Origin of the sequence: Chitinophaga alhagiae (assembly GCF_003568665.1) — a bacterium.
GTDB lineage: Bacteria > Bacteroidota > Bacteroidia > Chitinophagales > Chitinophagaceae > Chitinophaga > Chitinophaga alhagiae.
Genome location: NZ_QXMH01000003.1, coordinates 429,607 through 444,124, shown reverse-complemented (window position 1 = coordinate 444,124; position 14,518 = coordinate 429,607). Strand labels below are relative to the sequence as shown.

8 protein-coding genes are annotated in these 14,518 nt (G+C 56.6%); 5 read left to right on the top strand and 3 right to left on the bottom strand.

Annotated features, from left to right (window positions below; translation table 11 throughout):
• Positions 1-192 precede the first annotated feature (192 nt).
• Positions 193-696 carry a DUF695 domain-containing protein gene (locus D3A97_RS18095; protein ID WP_119079928.1) on the bottom strand — a complete coding sequence of 168 codons (504 nt, stop codon included), beginning with the start codon at positions 694-696 and terminating at the stop codon, positions 193-195.
• Positions 697-768: 72 nt separating this feature from the next.
• Between D3A97_RS18095 and D3A97_RS18090 the strand changes: the two genes are divergently transcribed.
• Complete coding sequence (locus tag D3A97_RS18090; protein WP_119079927.1) at positions 769-1,536, top strand: alpha/beta hydrolase; 768 nt, start codon at positions 769-771, stop codon at positions 1,534-1,536.
• Between the two features lie 48 nt (positions 1,537-1,584).
• On the opposite strand, the gene D3A97_RS18085 is transcribed toward D3A97_RS18090, so the two are convergent.
• On the bottom strand, positions 1,585-4,797 hold the full coding sequence (locus D3A97_RS18085) for a TonB-dependent receptor (protein WP_198674055.1): 3,213 nt from the start codon (positions 4,795-4,797) through the stop codon (positions 1,585-1,587).
• 300 nt (positions 4,798-5,097) lie between these two features.
• Here D3A97_RS18085 and D3A97_RS18080 point away from each other — a divergent pair, with 300 nt between their 5' ends.
• Positions 5,098-6,330, top strand: a complete 1,233-nt coding sequence (locus D3A97_RS18080) for a bifunctional 3,4-dihydroxy-2-butanone-4-phosphate synthase/GTP cyclohydrolase II (protein ID WP_317126383.1) — start codon at positions 5,098-5,100, stop codon at positions 6,328-6,330.
• 30 nt (positions 6,331-6,360) lie between these two features.
• Here the strand turns inward: D3A97_RS18080 and D3A97_RS18075 are convergent, their stop codons facing one another.
• Positions 6,361-8,469, bottom strand: coding sequence for an outer membrane protein assembly factor BamB family protein (locus tag D3A97_RS18075; protein WP_232826009.1), 2,109 nt, complete (start codon positions 8,467-8,469; stop codon positions 6,361-6,363).
• Positions 8,470-8,708: 239 nt separating this feature from the next.
• Between D3A97_RS18075 and D3A97_RS18070 the strand changes: the two genes are divergently transcribed.
• From D3A97_RS18070 to D3A97_RS18060, 3 genes are all read left to right on the top strand, one after another.
• Positions 8,709-10,325: a tetratricopeptide repeat protein gene (locus tag D3A97_RS18070; RefSeq protein WP_119079923.1), complete on the top strand. Its 1,617-nt coding sequence runs from the start codon at positions 8,709-8,711 to the stop codon at positions 10,323-10,325.
• A 188-nt stretch (positions 10,326-10,513) separates the two neighbouring features.
• Positions 10,514-13,327, top strand: coding sequence for a TonB-dependent receptor (locus tag D3A97_RS18065; protein WP_119080169.1), 2,814 nt, complete (start codon positions 10,514-10,516; stop codon positions 13,325-13,327).
• 2 nt (positions 13,328-13,329) lie between these two features.
• The gene (locus D3A97_RS18060) at positions 13,330-14,370 is read left to right on the top strand and encodes a phytase (RefSeq protein ID WP_119079922.1); all 1,041 of its coding nucleotides are present in this window, start codon (positions 13,330-13,332) and stop codon (positions 14,368-14,370) included.
• The last annotated feature ends 148 nt before the right edge of the window (positions 14,371-14,518 follow it).

The following is a 14,518-nucleotide window of genomic DNA, read 5'->3' as shown; positions in this document are numbered from 1 at the left end:
TACGAATTTCATGAAAAAATACGGGTTGGCAAAAAAGTAAAAGAGCGATAGCCTGTTTGGCAGCGGCATGTCTGGCGGCGCTTTCCGGCGCTCCATATTCCGGCGGTACCTGTGCCCATGGCAACTTGCATGCCTGCTGGCGCGGGAGTATCCATACCGGCAATGCTGTTGTTCCGGGCCCCCGCGGCGCCATTACTCCAGCGGCGGCAGGGGAGCGTTGCCGGCCAGCACGGGGTACAGGTACTTTTGGTACACGTCCCACTCCGCATCCGCCCGCATGTGTACCTGCCAGGCGTATTGCGGGAAGTTTTGCCGGTAAAAGGTTTCCAGCACCGTCCGTACATCCGCCGTATCGCGCAGGTAATAGTAGCTCCGTTGATTGCAGTTATAGGTAAAACCGGCCGCTTTCACGGCTATGCCCAGCAGTTCCAGCTGGCGGGTGGTGGCGTCATCTATGGTTTGCAGGGTTTCCCGGAAGCCTTTTTTGGGCAGGCCCTTGCCGTCACATTCCGGGAAGGTGATGCCGGTGATCAGCAGAAAGGTTTTCCCCGCATCGGGGGCGGTAGCTTTCAGGGAACCATCCAGGTACATCAGGCCTGTTTTACCGTTGTATTTCCTGGTATGGACGGAAGGCCCCTGCGCCATGGCATGGCCTGCCAGCAGTAACATCATCAAAAGCGGCTGCATCATTTTCATCTTCGTAATTTAACAATTATTCACGGCAACTCTGGCGCTATTTTTTTAACTTTAGCTACAACCCGTCTGCTTATGTTTCCCAGAAAAGAATCTTATGGACAGTACTCGCTTTTCCTGCAAAGGGAAGTGACGTTTGACGTGTACCAGCCCGCCAACACGCGGGACACGCCGCACCTGCTGCTGCTGAATGACGGGCAGGACCTTGACGGTATGGGTTTCCCTTCCATGCTGGAGCATTTGCACAACACCAGCCATCCATCCCTGTGGGTGGTGGCCATTCACGCCGGCCCGCAGCGCCTGCAGGAGTATGGCACCGCGCGGCATATGGACTACCAGGGCCGTGGCTGCAAGGCCGGGCTGTACACCCGTTTCATTTTACGCGAGCTGCTGCCTTTCCTGGAAAGCCGCTATCACCGGCAGTTCCCTGACAAAACGTTTGCCGGTTTTTCCATGGGCGGCCTTTCCGCGCTGGATATTGTGTGGAACCACCCGAAGGAGTTCCACAAGGCCGGCGTGTTCTCCGGTTCCCTCTGGTGGCGCTCCGCCAATGATGTGCCGCAGCAGCGCCGCATCATGCACCGGCAGGTGAAAGAAGGGCGTTTTCACCCTGACCTGCGTTTCTTTTTTGAGGCCGGTACGGAAGATGAAAAGGAAGACAGGAACGTGAACGGGGTGATAGACGCGGTAGATGATACGGAAGAGCTGATGGAGCTGCTGGAAGAAAAAGGCTATGAAAAAGGCAAACATATCCATTATACCCTCGTAAAAGGCGGCCGCCACGATGTTGCCACCTGGGCCGGCGTAATGCCGGAGTTCCTGGACTGGGTGGTGAAAGCGTAAAAAAGGCCGCCATGGCGGCGGCCCTTTACAACAGATGATAATATTGGTTTAAAAACTGTACCGGATGCCTAACTGGCCTCTCCAGCGGGAGGTGAAGTTATTGATGAAGTATGCCGTTTGGGTACCGTCAGAGTCATTCAGCCTTCTCCTGTCATACTGGAACAGGGGGCCGGCGCCTTCATTCCTGCGGAAGGTAATGGGCGTGGCCACGTTGTTGCTGATGAAGTGGGTGCGGCCCCATTTATGGTTCAGCAGGTTGCCCACGTTCATCACATCAAAGGTCAGTTCTATTTTATGGCCTTTGATGATGGGGATGACCTGCATCAGTTTGAAATCGAACACGTTCTCAAAGGGTGTGCGGGCATCATATTTTTCAGCGCGCTGGCCGCGGTGTTTGGAGAGATAGCTGTCTGTGCTCATCAGCTCTTCAAAATCCGCCCGTTGTTCTGCTTCGGAGCGGGTGTAGATGATAGCGCCGGTGGCGGCGTCCCTGCTGGTGATGGGGTCAAAGCGCATGGTGGCTACCTCCGCGGTAGTGGGAATGTACAGCAGGTCGTTGTTGCCGCTGCCGCCGCGGTCGTCCCCGGTGGGGTCTACCGAGTTGAAGTATACCCAGGTGTATGGCGTACCGGACTGGCCGTTGTAGAACAGGCTCACGGTGGTGGCCCATTTCTTGTCGCTGCCGCCGTAGCGGAAGGTTTTGGCAATGGCTGCCAGTATGCGGTGGCCCATGCGGAACTTGGAATAACCCAGGTCCAGCTCGTTCAGGCCATTCACGTTGGGCGGAAAACGCCAGTTGGAACCGGCGGTAGAAGAAGCGCCGTCATTCAGGGAATAGGATTCGCCGAAGGAGTAGCCTATTTTGGCAAAGAGCCCGTCTGCCGTGCTCTTGGTAAACTCGGCGGAGAGGTTGTAGGTGTACCCTTCGTTGGTATTTTCCAGCAGCAGCACCTGGTCATAGTTGCGGTACACGGTATCCCATACCGGGCGCGCATCGTTACCGCCCAGGGTGATGGTGTTATTGGTACGTTCTACGTTCAGGTTGGTCCAGATAACGTTGTTGATGGTTTTGGAGTAATTCAGCTCCAGGGTGCTGATGATGCCCCAGGGGAGCTGCTGGTCCCAGGCCAGGTTGGTCTTGAACACCTGCGGGAACTTGAAGTCACGCGCTGTGATGTTGATATTGGTAGGCCTTGACACGTTGGCGCCCATGGCGGCCAGGTTGGCCGCGCTGTATTGGTCAAAGAAAGGCGCGTTCTTGTCAAACCGCATCCGGAAAGAGGCGGGCAGCGCATTGCCGGAGAGGTTCACGTTCGTATACAGGTTACCGGTAGTATTGTACTGGTTGGATATCCATACAAACGGCACGCGGCTGGTGAAGATGCCCACGCCGCCGCGGATCTGCGTTTTCCCGTTCTTCATCACGTCCCAGTTGAAACCTACGCGTGGCGCCCAGAGCGGTTTGGACTTGGGCAGCATAGAGGTGGAATAACCCGGGAAGTCTTTGCTGAACGCAGGGTTGTCAGGCGGGTTGGTGGGGAAGATGGGGAAGTCTACCCGCAGGCCGTAAGTGAGCCGGAAGTTGGAGACCACGTCCCACTCGTCTTGCGCGTACAGGCTCAACTGCGCGGCGGAGAATTTCACGCCGTCACGCGCCAGGGTATCGTTAGTGGTATAGTTGATCTGGTATTGGTTAGGTTTGGCATCGGTCAGGAAATCGTTCAGGGAGTTGAAGGTGTACGCCCCGAAATTGGCCTGGATGAAGTCGTTCTTCATGTTGTAGAAGTCGTTGCTGGTACCGATGGTAATGGTATGCTCGCCTCTGTACAGCGTGAAGTTGTCTGTAAGTGTAAAGATGTTCTGCTTCAGCCCGTTCACGGTAGAGGAGAACTCGCTGCCGATGTTGAAGGTGCGGCCGGCGTCATTGATCCTCACGTTGGTAAATGGCTCGCCTTTATAATTGCGGTTGTCTTTTACGATGTTCATCCCTATTCTCAGCTCGTTGCTCATTTTATTGGAGAAGAGCGAGTTCAGCTCAATGGTGGCCGAGTGGGTTTTGGACGGGAAGTCGTAGTAGCTGTTAAGGTAGTACGCCTGGTCCCGGGTGCGGCTGGTGCCCAGCATGTTGTTGCCGTCCAGGTAGCTGTAGCGCAGCGTCAGTTTGTGTACGCTGTTGATGTTCCAGTCTATGCGGCCGAGCAGGGAGGTAGACTCCTGCGTTTTGCTCTGGGCGGTGTAGGTGCCGAGGTCTACCTGGTAGTCTGCCATTACTTTATCATAAATGCTCTTCAGTTCGGCAGAGGTGTAGTTGGTAGCGCCGGTGCTGGGGTCATCAGGGTTAAAGTCTATGGGCGCGCTTCTTTTTGTTCTTTCCGCGTTCAGGTAGAAGAACAGCTTGTTCTTGATGATGGGGCCGCCAATGCCCACGCCGTAAATATCGTTGTTGAACTTGCCGTATTTGGCCTTCAGATCGTTGGGCGACTTGCCTACCAGGGCTTCGTTCTGGAAGTAATAATAGGCCGCGCCATGAAAATCGTTGGTGCCGCTTTTGGTGATGGCGTTCATGCCGCCGCCGGCAAAGCCGCTCTGTTTCACATCGTAAGGGTTGAGCACTACCTGTATCTGGTCAATGGCCTCAATGGAAATCGGGTTGGCGCCCGCCTGCCCGCCGTTGGTGCCGGATGCGGCCAGGCCAAACACGTCGTTGGCCATGGCGCCGTCTATGGCAAACTGGTTGTAGCGGTTGTTCTGCCCGCCGAAGGAAATGCCCAGGGGAGACCCGTCGCTGCCGTTGGAGAAGGTGCTGGCCTGTGCGCTGAGGCGTGCAAAGTCTTGCACGGAGCGGGTAACAGTGGGCAGGTTCTCTATCTGGTTACGGGAGATGTTCACCGCCGTACCGCTGTTGTTAGGGTTGATAATGCCCCCGCGGTTACCGGTTACGCTGATCTCTTTGAGCTGTTGGGCGCCGCTTTCGAGGGTAGCGTCCAGCTTGCGGGTGATACCCAGCTGCAGGTAGATATCGTTAAAAGTCTGGCCGGTGTACCCGATGAAGGTCACCTCTATTTTATAAGGGCCGCCAGCGCGCAGGTTGGGGAGGGTATAACGCCCGTCTTCCTGGGTGGTAACGCCGTATACTGTGCCGGTAGGCAGGTGGGTGGCCTTTACGGTAGCTCCCGGCAGGCCTTCCTGCTGGGCATCTTTTACAGTTCCGTTCAAGCCGCTGGTAGTCACCTGTGCAAACACGCCACTGACCCCCAGCATACATAAGCATGTAGTGAGTAACTTTTTAAATCCCATAACAACATATTTGATGATAGTGCAAAGATGAAGAAATATGCTATTCGAACTTTAACTTCAAATTAACAAATTGTTACAAGTTGCGTTTTTCAAAGAATTTGGCCCTGCTGATTTTGATCGAATAACTGTAGAACGGTTTTTAATAGGAAATTGTTCGGTCAGGGGGAGAGAATTTCCAAAATATCAAATGCAAATAAGTATAATATGGCAAGTTATGCACCCTGCGGGGGCAATACCCTCAAAGCTCGGTTTTATGTCATAACTTTGCACATTCTTTTATCTAACCGGAAAGACATTATGCTGGATACCATAGAGGCCGCCATTGAGGATATAAAACAGGGAAAACTCGTGATAGTGGTGGATGATGAAGACCGCGAGAACGAAGGGGATTTTATCACCGCCGCCCGGAACGTAACACCAGAGATCATTAATTTCATGAGCATGCACGGCCGCGGCCTCATTTGCGCCCCGCTGGTGGAAGAGCGTTGCGAGGAGCTGGGGCTGGAACTGATGGTAAGAGACAATACCGCACTGCACCAAACGCCCTTTACCGTGTCTGTAGACCTGCTGGGGCACGGCTGCACCACCGGTATTTCGGCGCATGACAGGGCCAAAACCATCCAGGCCCTGATAGACCCGGACACCCGCCCGGAAGAGCTGGGCAAACCCGGCCACATCTTTCCGCTCAGGGCCAAAAAAGGTGGTGTGCTGCGCCGCACCGGCCACACGGAAGCTACCATAGACCTGGCCCGCCTGGCCGGCTTTGAGCCCGCTGGCGTGCTGGTAGAGATCATGAATGAAGACGGCTCCATGGCCCGCCTGCCCGAACTGCGGGAAATAGCCAAAAAGTTCAACCTGAAGCTGATCTCCATCAAAGACCTGATAGAATACCGCCTCCGTACGGAAACCCTCATAGAAGAAGAAGTACGGGTGCAGATGCCCACCAAATACGGCAACTTTGAGCTGGTGGCGTTCAAACAGCTCAACTCCGGAGATATTCACATGGCCCTCAAGAAGGGAGACTGGGAAGCAGGGGAGCCGGTGCTCACCCGCGTACACTCCAGCTGCTTTACCGGAGACATTCTCCATTCCCTCCGCTGCGACTGCGGGGAGCAGTTACAGGCAGCCATGCAAATGGTGGAGAAAGAAGGTAAAGGCCTCATCCTGTACATGAACCAGGAAGGGCGCGGCATTGGCCTCATGAACAAACTGAAAGCCTACAAGCTGCAGGAGGAAGGCCGGGATACCGTAGAGGCCAACCTGGAGCTGGGCTTTGGCATGGACGAACGGGATTATGGCGTAGGCGCGCAGATACTCCGCCACCTGAACGTGACCAAGATCCGCCTCATCACCAACAACCCGCGCAAGCGCGCAGGCCTCAGCGGTTACGGGCTGGAAATTGTGGAGAACGTAGGCATCGAGATATGCCCTAACCCGCACAACGAATTTTATCTCAAGACCAAGCGAGACAAGCTGGGGCATGAGATCATGAAATAACTGCAAAAGGCCGGAGCGATCCGGCTTTTTTTATTCCCCCAACGCAAACGCCACATAACTATCCCCCGGCTTAGTGCCCAGCTTGCCGCCGCCGCAGGCAATTACAATATATTGTTTCCCGCCAGCCTCATATACCGCCGGTGTGGCAAAGCCCGGCGCGGGCAGCGTGGTTTCCCAGAGTAACGCCCCGTTGCGTTTGTTGAAGATGCGCAGCTGGCTGTCTGGCGTGGCGGCAATAATGAGCAGGCCGCCGGCCGTTACTACGGGCGCGCCGTAGTTTTCCGTGCCGGTGTTGCCGAGGGCGGACGTTCCCAGCGGTACCTTCCAGCGGTATTCTCCCGTGTTCAGGTCAATAGCGCTCAGGGTGCCCCAGGGCGGGGTAACGGCGGGATAACCTTCTTTGGTCTGGAATTTTTTATAACCCGCCATGTTGTAGGGCAGGTTGCGGAAGCTGTCTATAGGCGTGGAGGGGCCGGTATATGGGCCGGCGGCGGGCATGTTGAGGATGTATTGCGTTACGGCCTTCCGTTCTTCCGGGTGGAGGTAGCTGAACGCGGGCATCATGCGGCGGCCTGTTTGCAGCAGGTCCAGCACGGCCTGCGCCGTGTAGCGTTTTTCAGCATCCAGCAGGGAAGGGTAGTTGCCGCCGCCTTTCCTGTCCCCGCCGTGGCAGCTCATGCAATGTTGCTGGTACAAGCGCCGGCCCGCGGCCAGCATGGTCTCGCCGCCATGGCGTTTGGCGGTAACGTCTACCATTTGCAATATCCACGGCACTTCATTGGCGTTGATGTACAGCATGCCGGTGGCCGGGTCAAAGGCCGGGCCGCCCCATTCTCCGCCGCCGTCAAAGCCGGGGAACATGAGGGTGCCTTCTTTGGAGGGCGGTTCAAACATGTGGCTTTTGCGCAGGGCGGCAAAGCGGGTCTTGATATCCTGGTAAGAAGAGTCCGGTATCTGCGTGAGGAGATCTGCCTCCGTCATTCCCTGGCGCACAAAGGGCTTTGGATGCAATGCGTAGGGCTGTGTGGGCGAAAGTACTTCGCCGGGCAGGGGGCTTTGATGCGGTACGTCCTTTTCCACTACGGGGAAGAGGGGTTTGCCGCTTTCGCGGTCCAGGAGGAAGAGGAAACCCGTTTTGCTGGTTTGCGCCACGGCGTCTGTGGGTTTTCCTTCGTACGTAACCGTTACCAGGGCGGGAGGAGCGGGAAGGTCGCGGTCCCACACATCGTGATGGATGCCCTGGAAATGCCAGAGGCGCTGGCCGGTATTGGCATCCAGCGCCAGCAGGCAATTGGCGAAGAGGTTGGTGCCCAGGCGCCGCGCGCCGTAGAAGTCGAACGCGGCGGAACCTACGGGGGCAAAGAGGATACCGCGTTCTTCATCCAGGCTGAACCCGGCCCAGGCGTTGGCGCCGCCTATGTGGCGGTACGCCTGGGGGTCTTTCCAGGTCTCATGCCCGAACTCTCCCGGCTGCGGGATGGTATGGAATATCCATTGCATCTGGCCGGTATGCACGTTGTAACTGCGGATGTGGCCGGGAGCGGCGTCTGCGCCTTCAGATACGCGGGTGCCCACCATGATCTGGTCTTTATAGATCATGCCGGGAGAGGTGGAAGTGACGTACAGGTTTTTGGCGGCTTCCCCGAGATGATCGTGCAGGTCTATGCGGCCGTTGCTGCCGAAGGTTTGCACCGGCCGGCCGTTGGCCGCGTTGATGCAGTAGAGGAATGCCCCCGCCGTATAAAAGAGGCGGGCGCTGCTGTCTCCATCCGCATAATACGCCAGGCCGCGGGCGTTGTTCACATTGGCCGCCTCACTTTTCTCAAACGGGTCAAACACCCATTGGGGCGCGCCGGTGGCGGCCTGCAGCGCAAAGAGCTTCAGGCGGGGAGAGATGCCGTACAGCATGCCGTTCACCACCAGCGGGTTGCATTGTATCTGCGAGCCTTTGGCCGTGTCCGCATCTCCGGTGCGGTATTGCCAGGCTACCCGCAGGTGCCGCGCGTTGGCGGTGTCTATCTGTTTGAGCGTGGAATATTTTTGAGCTTTGTTGCCGCCGTTGTAGGCGGGCCATTCTGTGCTGCCCGTGGAATGGCAGGCGGCCAGTAACAAGATAAAGGGAACGATACTGTAGCGCATATACTTTAAATGTAAAAATTTTACGCAGTTTTTCATAAATCATTCCATGAGCATCGATCACCTGCAGGGCTGCTCCGGGCAGCATTGTGAAACCATTGCTACCGGCACGTTGTTGCCGCGGCATCGGCGGCCATGGGTTTGCCGGCGGGTGTGTAGAGAAGGGGCGTTTTACACCTGGCTATACCACATTTCCCCCACCGCTTAATATTACCGTAACATTGGAGCGTTTTATTTGTGGTATGATGTTGTTGTACCGCACCTTTCTGACGTTGCTGCTGGCCGGCTGCTGCGTTGCGCTCCGCGCGCAGGAAGAAAAAACGCTGATCATCCACCAGCCGGAGCAGGCCCGCCCGCCGGCAGACACCTCCTTCCTGGCCTGGAAAGACGCCAGTAACAAGGCCCTGGAACAAAAGGACTGGCTGCAGGCCGCCCGCTGCTTCCGCCAAATGGGGCGCATCTGTTATCACCGGGGGCATTACCCGCAGGCGCTGGACTATCACCTGCAGGCCGGCCGCCTTTTCCACCAGCAGGGAGAAACGTTGCTGGAAGCAGAGAACCTGAACGACATCGGCACCCTTTATTATTATAACCGCCAGCCCGCGCAGGCCCGCCGGGAGCACAATGAGGCCTTTGCCCTCTACAGCCGCCGCCAGCACCGGGCCGGCATGGCCTTCACCCACGGCAAAATAGGCCACCTCTACGAAAAGCAGCAGCAATATGACAGCGCCTTCTACTACCAGCGCCTGGCCCTTGATCAATACCTGCAGATAGATGACCGCCGCGGCATGGCAAAGATCTACGAGAACATTGGCAGTATCTATGAAGACCTGGCCCGCTATGATTCCGCCGCGCCTTACTTCCGCCGGGCCCTGGCGCTCAACGAACAAACCGGCGATTCACTGGCCTGCATAGAAGTGCTCAACAACCTGGGAGACGTGCTGCGCAAAACAGGCCGCTACGGCGCGGCCCTGCGGCAAACCCGCGCCGCCCTGGCCATGGCGCTGCGGCACAACGAGCAATACCAGGCGTGCAGCGCCTACCGGGATATTGCCAAAGCCTTCAACGGGCTGGGGCAGAACGACTCCGCCTACTATTACCTGGAGCTGAGCCGCCACCACCTGCTCCAGATCTATTCACAGGAAAACGGCCGGCAGGTAGCGCTGCTGCAGACCATGTACGATATAGAAAAGAAGAACAACGAAATAGGCCGCCTTCGTAATGCCCGCAACATTACGCTGGCGCTGGTGGTAGTGGGCCTGCTGCTGGTGGCGGTGGCCATGCTGGTTATCAGCCGCCAGCGCCTCAAGATCCGCAACGCGCAGTTGCTGAACGCGCAGGAAAAGCGGCATTACGAGATCGGGAAGGCCCTGATGGAATCGGAGATGGAACATAAAAAGCTGCAGGAGCATTCTCTCAAGCAGGAGCTGGAAGTGCGGTCAAAAGAACTGAGCACGCACACCCTGCACATCATCCAGAAGAACCAGCTGCTGGAAAACCTGCATGACCGGCTGGAGGAAATGGTGAAAGAAGACCGGCGTGACCAGAAGAAGCAGCTCAAACAGCTCCAGCTCCAGATCAACCGGAACTTTAACCAGGACCAGCATTGGGACGAGTTCAGGGGCATCTTTGAGCAGGTACACCAGTCTTTTTTCGACAAGCTGAAAAGCTGCTGCGAGCACCTTACGCCGGGAGACCTGCGGCTGATTGCCCTGCTGCGCATGAACCTGCCCTCCGGCGATATTGCCACCTTGCTGGGCATTTCGCAAGACAGCCTGCGGGTGCTCCGCTACCGCCTCCGCAAAAAACTGAACCTGCCGCAGGGGGAAAGCCTGGCGGTTTTTATACAGTCCCTCTAGTGGTAACGTTTTCTTAACAGGCATTTTGTAACGGATGCAACAACTGATAACCAGTAAGTTAATACCTGTTTGTTGCCCCTTTGTTCACGCTGCCGGAAAGGCCTGTAGCCTTTTTGTTCACGCCGGAAGTTTGCCAAACGGCCCTGCCGGGGCACAACTTTGTGCCGTCTGAAAAAAAGACGTACCGCATGAAAACACTTTTATCCTTTCTCGTTTTTTCCTGTTTAAGCATTGCCGCTTATGCGCAGGGCGCCGGCCTGGTTACCGGCCTGGTGATAGACAAAAACCAGCAATTGTCCCTCCCTGGCGCCACGCTGCGCCTGCGGCCGGGCAACCACTACACCGTGTCCAACCAGCAGGGCCGGTTTGAATTTCTCGGCGTGCCCGCGGGCAGGTATACGCTGGAAGTGACCTACATCGGTTACGAAAAAGCCGCTACCGACGTAGACGTAAACGCCGGGGCCAATACCGTTGCCAACTTTGGGCTGGAAGCCGGCGGCATCAGCGGCCGGGAAGTGCAGGTGCTGGGAGACCGGCTGCGCGGCCAGGCCAAGGCGCTCAACCAGCAAAAGAACAATCCCAACGTAACCAACATTGTATCCGCGGATCAGATAGGCCGTTTCCCGGATGCCAACATTGGCGATGCCATTAAACGCATACCCGGCATCACCATGCAGAACGACCAGGGCGAGGCCCGCAACATCATCATCCGCGGGCTGGCGCCGGAGCTGAATGCCGTAACGCTGAACGGAGACCGTATCCCTTCCGCGGAAGGAGACAACCGCCGGGTACAGATGGACCTCATTCCTTCAGACATGGTGCAGACCATTGAAGTGAACAAAACGCTCACGCCAGACATGGACGCAGACGCCATTGGCGGTTCCGTGAACCTGGTAACCCGCGCCGCGCCCAACGGCCCGCGCGTGTCCGCCACGCTCTCCGGCGGTTTTAACCCCATCCGCAACCGCCCGCTGTACAACGGGTCTCTGGTGCTGGGCAACCGTTTCTTCGGGCAGAAGCTGGGCGCCGTGGTGAGCGCATCTTACAACAACAACGACTACGGCTCTGACGATGTGGAAGCCGTATGGGCAATGGATGATAAAGACAGGGTGTTCACCGAAGAGCTGGAAATACGGAAATACTACGTGCAGCGCGTGCGCAGAAGCCTTTCCGCCGCGCTCGACTATAAGCTCAATTCCAAAAACACCCTGTACGCCAACGCCATGTACAACTGGCGGGACGACCGGGAGAACCGCTACCGTGTTGGCATCAAGGACATAGAACCGGAATATGACGGTAACGACAACCTCTCCGGTTACACCGGCACCATATCCCGCGAGACCAAGGGCGGCATAGACAACAGCCGCAATAAAAGCCGCCGGCTGGAAGACCAGCGCGTGCAGAACTACTCCCTGCGCGGAGAGCACCTGATAGGCAGCAAGGTAGACCTGGACTGGGCCGCCAGCTATTCTTCCGCCAGTGAAGACCGGCCTAACGAACGGTACATAGAATTTGAGCAGGAGGGCGTACCCGTTTCGCTCAACCTGGCCAACCCGCGCTTTCCCGTTGCTACCGTGCCCGGCAGCAGCAACGATGATCTTGCGTTCAACTCCCTCTCCGAAAACCACGATCATACCCGTGAAAACGAACTGGGCCTGAAGCTGAACTTCCGCTTTCCGCTGAGCGTGGTGCCCGGCCAGAAAGGCCGCCTGCGCGTGGGCAGCCGGCTTCGCCTGAAAGACAAAAAGCGCAACAATGATTTCTTTGCGTACGAGCCTGTTACGCCCTTCGGCAACCTGTCTGCCATTCCCCTGTACACCGCAGACGGAAAAGGCTTTCAGCCCGGTGAACAATACAACCCCGGCTCTTTCGTATCCAAACAGTTTTTAGGCAGCCAGGCGTTGAACAACAGCGCGCTGTTTGAACAGAACGCAGATCCGTCAGAGTACCTGGCCGTCAACTTCACGGCCAAAGAAACCATCACCGCCGGGTACATCCGCTGGGACCAGGACTTCTCTTCGCGCTTTTCCATGATAGCCGGTGTGCGCCTGGAAAATACGCAGATAGACTATGACGGGAACATAGTAGAGGAAGAAGAAGAGCTGACCGGTAAACGCAGTGTAAAGAGCAGTTACCTGAACGTGTTGCCGGGCCTTACTTTCAAGTACGATGTAAATCCTAACACCATCCTCCGCCTGGCCGCTACCACGGCTATTGCCCGCCCCAACTATTACGACATTGCGCCTTTCATCAGCAGTGTTGCGGACGATGAGGAGCTGGCAGCCGGTAACCCGCACCTGAAGGCCGCTTACGCATGGAATTTTGATTTCATGGCCGAACATTACTTCAAATCCGTAGGCATCCTCTCCGGCGGCGTGTTCTACAAGCACATCCGCGATTTCATCTACATGTACAACGACCAGCAGTACACCACGGAAAAATTCGCCGCCGAATACCCCGGCGAAAAAAATCCCGTACCGGCAGGTGAAAGCTGGACGTACAAGCAGGCCCGCAACGGCAACCAGGTGAAGGTATACGGTTTTGAGGTGGCCGTTCAGCGCCAGCTGGACTTTTTGCCCGGCGCCCTGAAAGGTTTGGGCGTTTACCTGAACTACACCTATACCAAATCATCCGCCGAAGGCGTGTACAATGGCGACGGCGAAAAACGCACCGGCGTAACCCTGCCCGGTACGGCGCCGCACATGTTCAACGCATCGCTTTCTTACGAAAACAAACGCTTCTCCGCCAGGCTTTCCGGCAACTATGCCGCCGCTTACCTGGATGAGCTGGGCGGTTCCGCGTTTGATGACCGGTACTATGACCGCCAGTTCTTCCTGGATGCCAACGCATCTTTCAAACTGACCCGCCAGCTGCGCATGTTCGGAGAGGCCAACAACCTCACCAACCAGCCGCTGCGTTATTACCAGGGCGTTGCAGACCGTACCATGCAGGCGGAGTTTTACCGTCCCCGCTACAATTTTGGATTTAAATTTGACTTATAACAATGACTGGAAAATACATGATATGCCTGGCCGCGGCTGCGTTGTGCAGCGCCTGCCAGCAGCCCGCAAAAGCGCCCGGCGCCCTGGAGCCCGCGGTGATCACCGAACAGGTAACACATGATACGGACGATCCCGCCATCTGGATCAACCCGGCAGATACGCTGCAAAGCCTCATCATCGGCACAGACAAGGATAGCAACGGCGCGCTCTACGCTTTTGACCTCAACGGCAAAATAGTACGTAAAACGGAGCGCCTGCAACGCCCCAACAATGTAGACATTGCGTGCGGCCTGCTGCTGGGCGGCCAGCGGGTAGACGTGGCCGTGGTCACTGAAAGGGAAACCAACATGCTGCGGGTGTTCAAACTGCCCGGCCTGGAGCCGGTAGACAACGGCGGCATCCCGGTATTTGAAGGCGAAACAGAACGCGCGCCCATGGGCATAGCGCTCTACACCCGCCCTGCGGATACCGCCATATTTGCCATTGCCGGCCGTAAAAACGGCCCGGTGAACAACTACCTCTGGCAATACCGCCTGCACGATAACGGGCAGGGCCAGGTAACCGGCACACTGGTGCGCAAATTTGGCCAATACAGCGGCAAAAAGGAGATTGAGGCCATAGCGGTAGACCATGCGCTGGGTTATGTATACTGTTCAGACGAAACCGTTGGCGTCCGGAAATACAACGCTAACCCTGATGATACCGCCGCGCCGGAGCTGGCCCTTTTTGGCACCACCGGTTTTGCGTCTGATCACGAAGGCATTTCTATTTATCCACTTACAGACAGCACCGGGTACATCCTGGTGTCTAACCAGCAGGCCAACACTTTTATGGTGTACCGGCGGGAGGGTGCGGCCGGCAACCCGCACCAGCATACGCTCGTAGCCGAAGTACCGGTGTCTACCATAGAAAGCGACGGGTCTGAGGTAACCGCCGTACCGCTGGGCAGCAGGTTCCCGAAAGGAATGCTGGTAGCCATGAGCAACGGGAAAGTGTTCCATTATTACTCATGGAGCGATATTGAGGCGAAGATCAGGCAGTAGGCGATTGTGTAGCATGATGGTGTATATACTATTGTGAAAGCCGCGCCCGTATTGAGGCCCCGCCTGATGGCGGGGCTTTTTTTGATAAATTATACTGTCAATCGAAGCCACTTTCGTGAACTTTTAAGAGGAGTGCATCTGCGTTTAG

Excerpts from the sequence above, each read along its gene's own strand:
- D3A97_RS18085 (WP_198674055.1), bottom strand. The coding sequence starts at position 4,797 with ATGCTGGGGGTCAGTGGCGTGTTTGCACAGGTGACTACCAGCGGCTTG.
- D3A97_RS18070 (WP_119079923.1), top strand. The coding sequence starts at position 8,709 with ATGATGTTGTTGTACCGCACCTTTCTGACGTTGCTGCTGGCCGGCTGC.
- D3A97_RS18060 (WP_119079922.1), top strand. The coding sequence starts at position 13,330 with ATGACTGGAAAATACATGATATGCCTGGCCGCGGCTGCGTTGTGCAGC.
- D3A97_RS18095 (WP_119079928.1), bottom strand. The coding sequence starts at position 696 with ATGAAAATGATGCAGCCGCTTTTGATGATGTTACTGCTGGCAGGCCAT.
- D3A97_RS18075 (WP_232826009.1), bottom strand. The coding sequence starts at position 8,469 with ATGCGCTACAGTATCGTTCCCTTTATCTTGTTACTGGCCGCCTGCCAT.
- D3A97_RS18090 (WP_119079927.1), top strand. The coding sequence starts at position 769 with ATGTTTCCCAGAAAAGAATCTTATGGACAGTACTCGCTTTTCCTGCAA.
- D3A97_RS18065 (WP_119080169.1), top strand. The coding sequence starts at position 10,514 with ATGAAAACACTTTTATCCTTTCTCGTTTTTTCCTGTTTAAGCATTGCC.